This window comes from Poseidonocella sp. HB161398 (assembly GCF_005870025.1).
Lineage (GTDB): Bacteria > Pseudomonadota > Alphaproteobacteria > Rhodobacterales > Rhodobacteraceae > Mangrovicoccus.
On record NZ_VATA01000132.1, the window covers coordinates 1 to 7791 of the forward strand.

Consider the following 7791-nt stretch of genomic DNA (forward strand, 5'->3'; position numbering starts at 1 on the left):
CACAGTGTCGAATAGCCGGGCACCGGCCAGTCGAGCCCCGCCATTTCGATCAGGCTGGCAACCAGACCGACGGTCTGGCGCAGCGGCAGGCCGGATCCGGGCGTGAACGGGCGGCCGTCGGTGGTGATCCAGGGCCATGGCCTGAGCGGCGGCTCCTCGGTCAACGCGATGGTCCATATCCGCGGCGATGCCAGCGGCTACGATGCCTGGGCGCAGCTCGGCAACCACGGCTGGGCCTATGACGATGTCCTGCCGGTCTTCCGCGACCTGGAGAACAATGCCGGGATCGCCGACGGCTATCACGGCCGGACCGGCGAGCTGCATGTCTCCGACCCGGAATACCGCCATCCGCTGTCGGAGGCCTTCCTCGCCGCCGCCCGGGCCAGCGGACTGCCCGGCAACCGCGATTTCAACGGCGCCCGGCTGGAAGGCGTGGGCTGCTACCAGACAATGACGCAACGCGGCCGGCGCGCCTCCGCGGCCCGGGCCTTCCCGCGCCCCGCCGAGCGGCGGCCGAATCTTGAGGTGCTGACTTCCGCCCGCGTGGCCGGCATCCGCTTCGAGGGCCGCCGCGCCACCGGCGTGACGCTGGAGGACGGGCGGCGGCGCGGGGCGAGGTGATCCTCTGCGCCGGGGCGATCGAGACGCCGCGGCTGCTGCAGCTTTCGGGCGTCGGGCCGGGCGCGCATCTGGCAGAGCACGGCATCGCGGCAGTCTCCGACCTGCCCGGCGTCGGCGAGAACTACCAGGACCACCTCGCCACTTCGGTCAATGGCGAGACCCGCGCGCCGGTCTCGCTCTATGGCGAGGACCGCGGCCCCAGGGCACTGCGCCACCTGCTGCGCTATCTCTGGGACCGCGGCGGCGTCATGAGCTCGAACGTTGTCTCCTGCGGCGGCTTCGCCGATGTCTCGGGCGCGGGGCTGCCGGACATCCAGTTCCACGTCCTGCCGGTGCTGACCGGCTGGGTCGACCGCCCGGCGCCGGACTGCCACGGCATCGCCATCGAGCCCAATTTCCTGCGCCCGAAATCCCGCGGCTCCGTGCATCTGCGCTCTGCCGATTTCCGCGACAAGGCGCTGTTCGATGTCGGAAGCTTCCGCGACAGCGACGATCTGGAGGTGCTGGTGCGCGGCCTCGAGACGGCGATCCAGATCCTCGGCACGCGCCCGCTGGCGGATCTCGTCGCGCGGCGCCACCTGCCCGAGCCCGGGCTGGAGCGCGAGCCCGACGCCCTGCGCGATTTCGTCCGCCAGACCGCGAAGACCGTCTACCATCCGGTCGCCACGGCGCGGATGGGACCGGATGGCGACGCGATGGCGGTGCTGACCGGCGATCTGAAGGTGCGCGGCACCGAGGGGCAGCGGGTGGCGGATGCCTCTGCCATGCCGCTTCTGGTCTCGGGCAACACCAATGCGCCGACGATGATGATCGCCGAGCGCGCCGCCCGGTTCATCCTCGGCCGCAAAGCGGCGGCCTGACCGCCCTCCGGACGACTGGCGGAGGCCGCGGAGGCGGCAGGGATCAGCCATGCGGCCCGGCGCCGGGCCGCCATCGACGCGCCGGAAGCAGTGCGAACTGCGCGCCCGACCGCTGCTCCTCCGCCGTACCGGCTGGCCTGCAGGGCGCCATCGGCACAGGGCAGGAATGGCCCGGCCAGGCTGGCCGGCGGGCAACGTGCAGCCGGGTCAGGAACGGGCCTTCGCCTGGCCCGTCCGGCCGTCTTTCGGCAGCCTGGGACCCGTCCCAGCCGGGTCCGGGACGGCACCGCTCTGCCGGGAGCCGCGCGCCGCCCGGATGAGGCCCCGCCGTCGGCTGCCGCAGGTCCCGGGAGTCCTCCTGCCCCGGAACGGTCACCGGCGGAGAGGGCCGGGACAAGCCAAGCGCTCCCCGGCCGGAAAGCTGGGCTTCCTCTGGCAGAGGGTCCCGCTGATCCGGTCTGCGGAGCTAGCGGCTCCGCCGCTGCAGCTGCGGGGTCCCATGCGTTCAGCCGGTCCAGTCCGCCGATTGCAGCAACCGCATGGGCAAAGGCGACACGCCGGAACCTCACCATCGCCGTGCCGCGCCCGTCGCGGGGATGGCCGAGCAAGACGCCGGCCGCCGGAGGGTCTGCCGCATGACCGGCGCCCGCCCCTGGCGGCCGGGGTGCATTTGCCGGCCGCCGGCGATGTCAGATCTCCTCTTCGGCAAGGCTGCGCCCGGCCAGCGCCAGATCGAAGCGGGACATCATCTCGACCAGCGCCTCGTGCCCGGAGGCAAGGTGGCCGCGCATCCCCGTCTCGTCGGTCTTCGCCGCCTTGCGCAGATAGGCCTCAGCCAGGAAGCGCATGTCGAGAACCGGCATGCCGCGGATCGCGGCCAGCACCGGCAGGCCCTGCGCCGGATCCTGGCGGGCCGCCCGGATCTTCAGCACCACCGGCCGGTAGGAGATGCCGTCGCCGAAGGCCACGGGATCGCGAGGACGGACCGCCAGGCTGCGGCCGCGCGGATCGGCCAGCTCATCAGGGGGCACGAGCTCCAGCCCGTCCCGCCCGGCCACCGCCGCGGCGACGGCGCCGGACAGCATCGCGATCACCGCATCGTCGCTCTGGCGGCCGTCATGCTGGACATGCAGCACGATCCGACGCAGCGGGTCGAGCCGGTCCGGATCAAGCCGCAGCTGGTCGGCATGCAGCCGCGCCGCATAGCTGCCCACCACCGCGATCTGCGCGCCGATCTCCCTCAGCCCCGGCGCCGCCCGCAGGGCGATGTCGCGGATCAGCTCGTCTGTCGCGTCGTGACCGGCCAGAAGGTGCGCGCTGCGCCGCGCCACATGGGACGTGACCTGCGCGGCGACCTCTTCGATCGCCCCGAGATCGGCCGCCAGCCGCAGCGTCCGGGCCACATCCGCCGCGCCGAGCTGCTTCTTCTCCAGCCCCTCGCGCACTGCCGCGGCGAGCTCCGGCGCCAGATCCGGCGGGGCGGCAATCGCCGCGCCGAGCCAGCCGTCGAAGAGCGCCGCCAGATCCGGGTCCCGCGACAGGCTGTAGGCCTGGGCGAACTGCCCCGCGGCCAGCTGGAACAGCTCCTGCTCGGCAGCGGGACGGGCGGCGATCTGCGCCATCGCCGCGGGCAGGAGCGCCGCGAGCTCCGGATCGGGCGGCGGCGCCCCGGCAGAATCAAGCAGCAGGCGGAAGCGCCAGAGCCGCTTCGGCGCCTTGTGGGCCGCCGCCTCAGGCGCGAAGAGATCGCGCGCCATCATCAGGTACTCGTTTGCGTAATAGCCGCGCCCGGGGAAGCGGACGCCGTTGCGCGACAGGATCGCGCCCTCGGGGGCGAGCCGGTGCCACTCCTCCAGCCCGGCGGCGCTGTCGCGGCGCGGAATGCCGATATCGATCAGCTCGGCCTTGCAGGTGGCATGCTCCGCCTGGCTCCAGATATCCATCGGGTCGAACGGATCGACCTCGTCATCCTCGGCCGAGGGTGCGCCGGAGCCGTCGAGATAGCCCGCGAAGTCGAGGCTATGGGCCTCGAGCAGCCGGGCGAACTCGTCGCGGAACTCCCCGAGCGCCAGCAGCACCGCGTCATGGACCCGGGAGAGCATGCCGTACCACTCCGCCGCCGGCAGGCCGGGATCGATCACGATCTGCGTGTCCCAGTCATTCTCGCCCTTCTCCGGGGTGCCGAGAAAGTAGTTCAGCGCCCGCCCGCCCTTGAGGAAGAAGATCACCTGCCGCGCGCCCGGCGGGTTCAGCGCCTCGATCCGGTCGCCCAGCACGGCGATCTTCGCCGCCAGCCAGTCCCGCAGCCAGCCCATCAGCGCCGGGTCGCCATTGTGCAGCAGCTTCGTCAGCTCGCCGCTCAGATCCACCCGCAGATCGTCGCCGATCGGCATCTCCGACACCGCCTCGTAGCGCACCAGCAGCCGGAACAGGTAGAAGCTGTCGATCAGGTGGTTCATGCGCACCGAGGCCAGGGCCGGCCCCTCCGGCAGGGCGTCGCCGCGCCAGCGCATCGGCTCGGGCCGCTCGTTGCCCTGCTGGAAGAACCGCGCCAGCGTCTCGGACTCGGCCGTGCGCGGATCGGCATTCCCGGGATGGCGGCCGGCGTCGCGCACGAGGCGGCGGAAATCGGTCTCGCGCGCCTGCATCGGATGCACCAGCGCCGCCTTCCAGACATGGGCACGGTCCTCCTGCGGCAGGAGCCGCAGCCCGCACTGCGTCCGCGTGCCGAGCGCGCGCCTTGCCAGCATCTGGAAACAGGCGACCGGATCGCGCAGCCCGGCCGGGAAGGACCAGAAATGGACATTCCCGCCCTGCGGATTGGCCAGCGACAGATGCCCCATGCCGAGGCTGCGGTCGAAGGCCACGAGCCCCGGGACGGGCAGCGCATTGGCCATGGCCCTGGCCTCGGCTAGCGCGCGACCGGCCGCGCCTGCCGTCGCCCCGCTGCCGAGCCAGGCGGCGCTGCGCGCATAGCGCTCCGCCCCCTCGACGGCGCCGAATTCCGCCATGCGGGTCCAGGCCACCTCGCGGCGGCGCTGCTCGAAATCCGGGATGGTCATGCTCTGCGGCGACATGGTCAGTCTCCTCCGTTCCAGGGGTGTCGGATGCCCGGCGGCGGCGCCGCCGCCGGAAAGAATGCAAAGGGGTCAGCCCGCGGCGGGCCGCGCCCCGGGCGAGAACGGGACCAGCGCGCTGATCCAGGCGACGACATGCAGCGTGCTCGGCGCTTCCGCGGCCCCGAGCGGAAACGGCCCCAGCGACAGCGGACCCTCGGGCTCCGCCGCCAGCATCGCGCGCGCCTCGTCCCGCCAGTCGGCCTCGAGCGCGATCTGGCGGCCGAGCAGGACCGCCATCGGCAGGAGCGGCATGACGCCGGGATTGCGCCGCAGCGAGCCGCTGGAGACGAAGCCCGCCGGCTGCTGCCCGAGCTGCCAGCCCGCGGTGCGGAAGAGCAGCTCGTTCAGCCAGGGCCGGACGAGATGCACCAGCAGGTACTTCATCCTCAGCCTGCCGCCCCGCGCCGCGGTGCCGAGCGGCATCGCGCGATGGCGCCCGCGCAGCATCAGGTCATCGTCGCCGCCGATCACCGCATAGGGGCCGTCCCCGCCCGGGCTGCCGAGATCGAGGTCGAGATCGCCGAACCGGGCGTCGTCGATGCCCTCGGCCCAGTCGGCCGGGCTGGCATAGACCGGAAGCCAGCTTCCCGGCGCGCCGTCGATATCCGGCCGGGCATGCGCCGACAGCGTCCTGCGGCTCTCGGCGATCACCTGCTGCGCGAAGACCGCCTCCGCCCCGGCCGTGGCGCCGTGGACCAGGTTGGCATAGGTCGCCTCGGTCGAGCCCTGGCCGAAATAGCCGGAGGCGAAGGCCGGCAGCGGATCGGCCAGGCTGCGGAACGCATAGAGCGCGCGCAGGTCGCCATTGGGCCGTTCATTGCCCTGCGCATTGGCGTAGCTGCGGGTGTCGATCGTCAGCGGCAGGGGCAGGAGCTGCAGGACCGGCTTCGGCGACGGCGGCCGGGCCTTTTCCGCCGCTCCGCGCGGGGCGGCAGGATCTGCGGGGGCCGGGGCAAGCGCCCTGCGGCGCAGGGCGGGCCGGGCCGCGGCCGGCTCTCCGGCAAGGGGCGGCAGCGCTTCGGCCAGGGCGGCGGTCAGGGACATCATCGGCCGGGGACCGCCGGGGCGGCCCCCTCCTCCCGCCATCAGGCCGTGACGAGTTCCGCGACGCCCTGCTTGCCGGTCTGCGGCGGACAGAGCGGCGGCACGGTGCTGATCCAGCCGATCACCTGCAGCCCCGGGAAGATCAGCTTGCCGCCATCGAACCGGGCCGCGAAGCTGGAGTCGGACGCGCTGTAGCCGTACTTGCCCTTCAGCGTGAAGGGCCCCCAGCCGCCGCCGAGCTCGCTGTTGATGACCTTGGAGATGGCCGTCTTGTCCTCTTCGGTGAAATCGGCCGTGATCGCGACATTGCGGGCGACGACGAAGGCCGTCGGGACCAGCGCCATCTGGCCCGCGGGACCGGCCGGGTCGCCATTCGACAGCCCGCCGCGCGCGATCCCGTCGACCCACCAGGAGGTCATCCCCAGAAGCAGCGGATTGTACCAGGGCCGCAGGATGCTGATCGTCAGCAGTTCGGCCTCGAGCTCGAAGCTCTCGGCGTCCAGATGCTGCGCCTCGCTCTCGATCTTCCCCTCGACCTTTGCGGCGGCATGGAACAGCCCGTAGCTGCCCGAAGCCTCGGAGCCGAAGCTGTGGCCACGGCTGGTCTCGGTCTTGTCGAGCGAGCTGCTCTTGAAGCTGATATGCACGCCCTGGGCCTCCGCCCAGTTCGACGGCGCGGCGTAGCTCGGCAGCCATCCGTCGCCAGCGGGCAGCGCGGAGGGCAGCTTGCGGCCGTCGCCGACCATCTTCTGCTGCTGCGCGATCGCCGCGCTGACGGCATTGTTGATGGTCGATGACAGCGCGTTCTGCGCCTTCTCCACCTGCGCCTTGCCGGCCCGCGTCCAGGCGTTCCACTTGGACTCGACCAGCGCCGACAGCATCGGCTCGGCCGCGCTCCAGGCGCGCTGGTCCTCGATCTTGTCGAGATCGTAGCCGTTATAGGCCGTGCGGTAGCCGCCGACCGCCACCGCATAGGCCGTCTTGGCCTCCTCATAGGCCAGCGCGATGGCGGTCGGCTCGACCGAGGTCGTCTTGCTGCCGTCGAACTCCTCGATCGACTTCTCGGTGTTGAGATAGTCGAAGGCCTGGTGGTAGATCTTCTCCTGCGCCGGATCGACCTCCTGCGTGGTATTGGCCTGGCCAAGCGCGCCCTCGACCATCAGCGACAGCCTGCGCGTGCTGTCGCTCCACAGCGGCGCGGGCGTTGGCAGGCGGTCGGTGAATTGCGAGAAGAACTCCGCCATCCGCCGGTCGCCATTGGGATTGGCCGGGCTCATCATGTTCCTGAAATCGTCCGGATTCAGGACCTCGTACTTGGTCATCTGGAAATAGATGTCGCCCGGATAGGCGCTCGACTTGCCGTCCGGCGCATAGGTCACCGCATCCGCGAGACGGTCGTAAAGGCTCGCCAGGATCTTGGCCTGCATCTCTTTCTTCATGGAATCCTCCTCTCCGCTGGGCAGTCGCGAGCTCTCTCCCCGCGTTCCCCGGAGGGCACGCGGCGACGGCGTCGCATGTGGTGGGCAGATGTCCGTCCCCGTCCTCCAGGGTCCTCTCCGGCATCTGTCCAGACGCTACCACGCCCGCACGGGCGGCTCTGTGCCCAGAGTCACAGAGCCGGAAATCCTCGCCCGGAGGCCCGGACCAGGCTGCCGCGCCCGGCAGGCGCCTGCCCGGACCGCGGCAGGTCAGGCGCTGCGGGAGGCCGTGGCGCAAGTCTGGCAGTGCCCGCGAAAGCTCGCCGCGCGGCGCATGCCCGCCATCGGTGATGCCGTCGCTTCCGCCCGCACGCGGGCGGCCGAATTGCGGCCGGGAACACCTCCCGCCTCCAGGGCCAGGAGCGGAACGCGCGCTCGGCCGGGGCCGGACCCGACGGCAGCGGATCAGCCGGATGACAGGGCCAGGGCGGAGCAGGGACGGTTCCCCGCGGCGTCAGACGTCCCTGCGCGAAGGTCCCGCAAATGGGCGGCGGAAGCGGCCCGGAGACCTGCGGGCAGCCGAAGCCGCCCGTCGGCGCTCACGCGCTTGCGTCTGCTGCGAGGCTGTGGGCCTCCCGGAGGAAGGCGGAGGCGCGCTCGCCGATCACCGCGCAGGGCGCCATCGTGTTGCCCGTCGTGATCTCCGGCATGATCGAGCCGTCGGCGATG

The 7791-nt window shown here is 71.9% G+C and carries 5 protein-coding genes and 2 pseudogenes; 2 read left to right on the forward strand and 5 right to left on the reverse strand.

Annotated elements, in window-relative coordinates; genetic code table 11:
* Positions 1-92 (reverse strand): annotated as a pseudogene (locus tag FGX59_RS35270) (transposase); the annotation flags it as partial.
* Positions 93-123: 31 nt separating this feature from the next.
* Here FGX59_RS35270 and FGX59_RS37955 point away from each other — a divergent pair.
* Both FGX59_RS37955 and FGX59_RS37960 read left to right on the forward strand, forming a co-directional pair.
* Positions 124-659, forward strand: a pseudogene (locus FGX59_RS37955) (GMC family oxidoreductase); the annotation flags it as partial.
* 210 nt (positions 660-869) lie between these two features.
* Positions 870-1481, forward strand: coding sequence for a GMC oxidoreductase (locus tag FGX59_RS37960; protein WP_240722861.1), 612 nt, complete (start codon positions 870-872; stop codon positions 1479-1481).
* 689 nt (positions 1482-2170) lie between these two features.
* Here FGX59_RS37960 and FGX59_RS35280 read toward each other — a convergent pair.
* The 4 genes from FGX59_RS35280 to FGX59_RS39100 all read right to left on the reverse strand — a co-directional run bounded on the left by FGX59_RS35280 (position 2171) and on the right by FGX59_RS39100 (position 7790).
* Entirely contained in the window at positions 2171-4558 is a 2388-nt protein-coding gene (locus FGX59_RS35280; protein ID WP_138473229.1) for a hypothetical protein, read from the reverse strand.
* A 72-nt stretch (positions 4559-4630) separates the two neighbouring features.
* Positions 4631-5647, reverse strand: a complete 1017-nt coding sequence (locus FGX59_RS37965) for a hypothetical protein (protein ID WP_171060992.1) — start codon at positions 5645-5647, stop codon at positions 4631-4633.
* A 38-nt stretch (positions 5648-5685) separates the two neighbouring features.
* A complete protein-coding gene (locus FGX59_RS35295) occupies positions 5686-7083 on the reverse strand; it encodes a hypothetical protein (protein WP_138473235.1) in 1398 nt (465 codons plus the stop codon).
* A 578-nt stretch (positions 7084-7661) separates the two neighbouring features.
* On the reverse strand, positions 7662-7790 hold the full coding sequence (locus FGX59_RS39100; protein ID WP_255471676.1) for a hypothetical protein: 129 nt from the start codon (positions 7788-7790) through the stop codon (positions 7662-7664).
* Between the last annotated feature and the right edge of the window lies 1 nt (position 7791).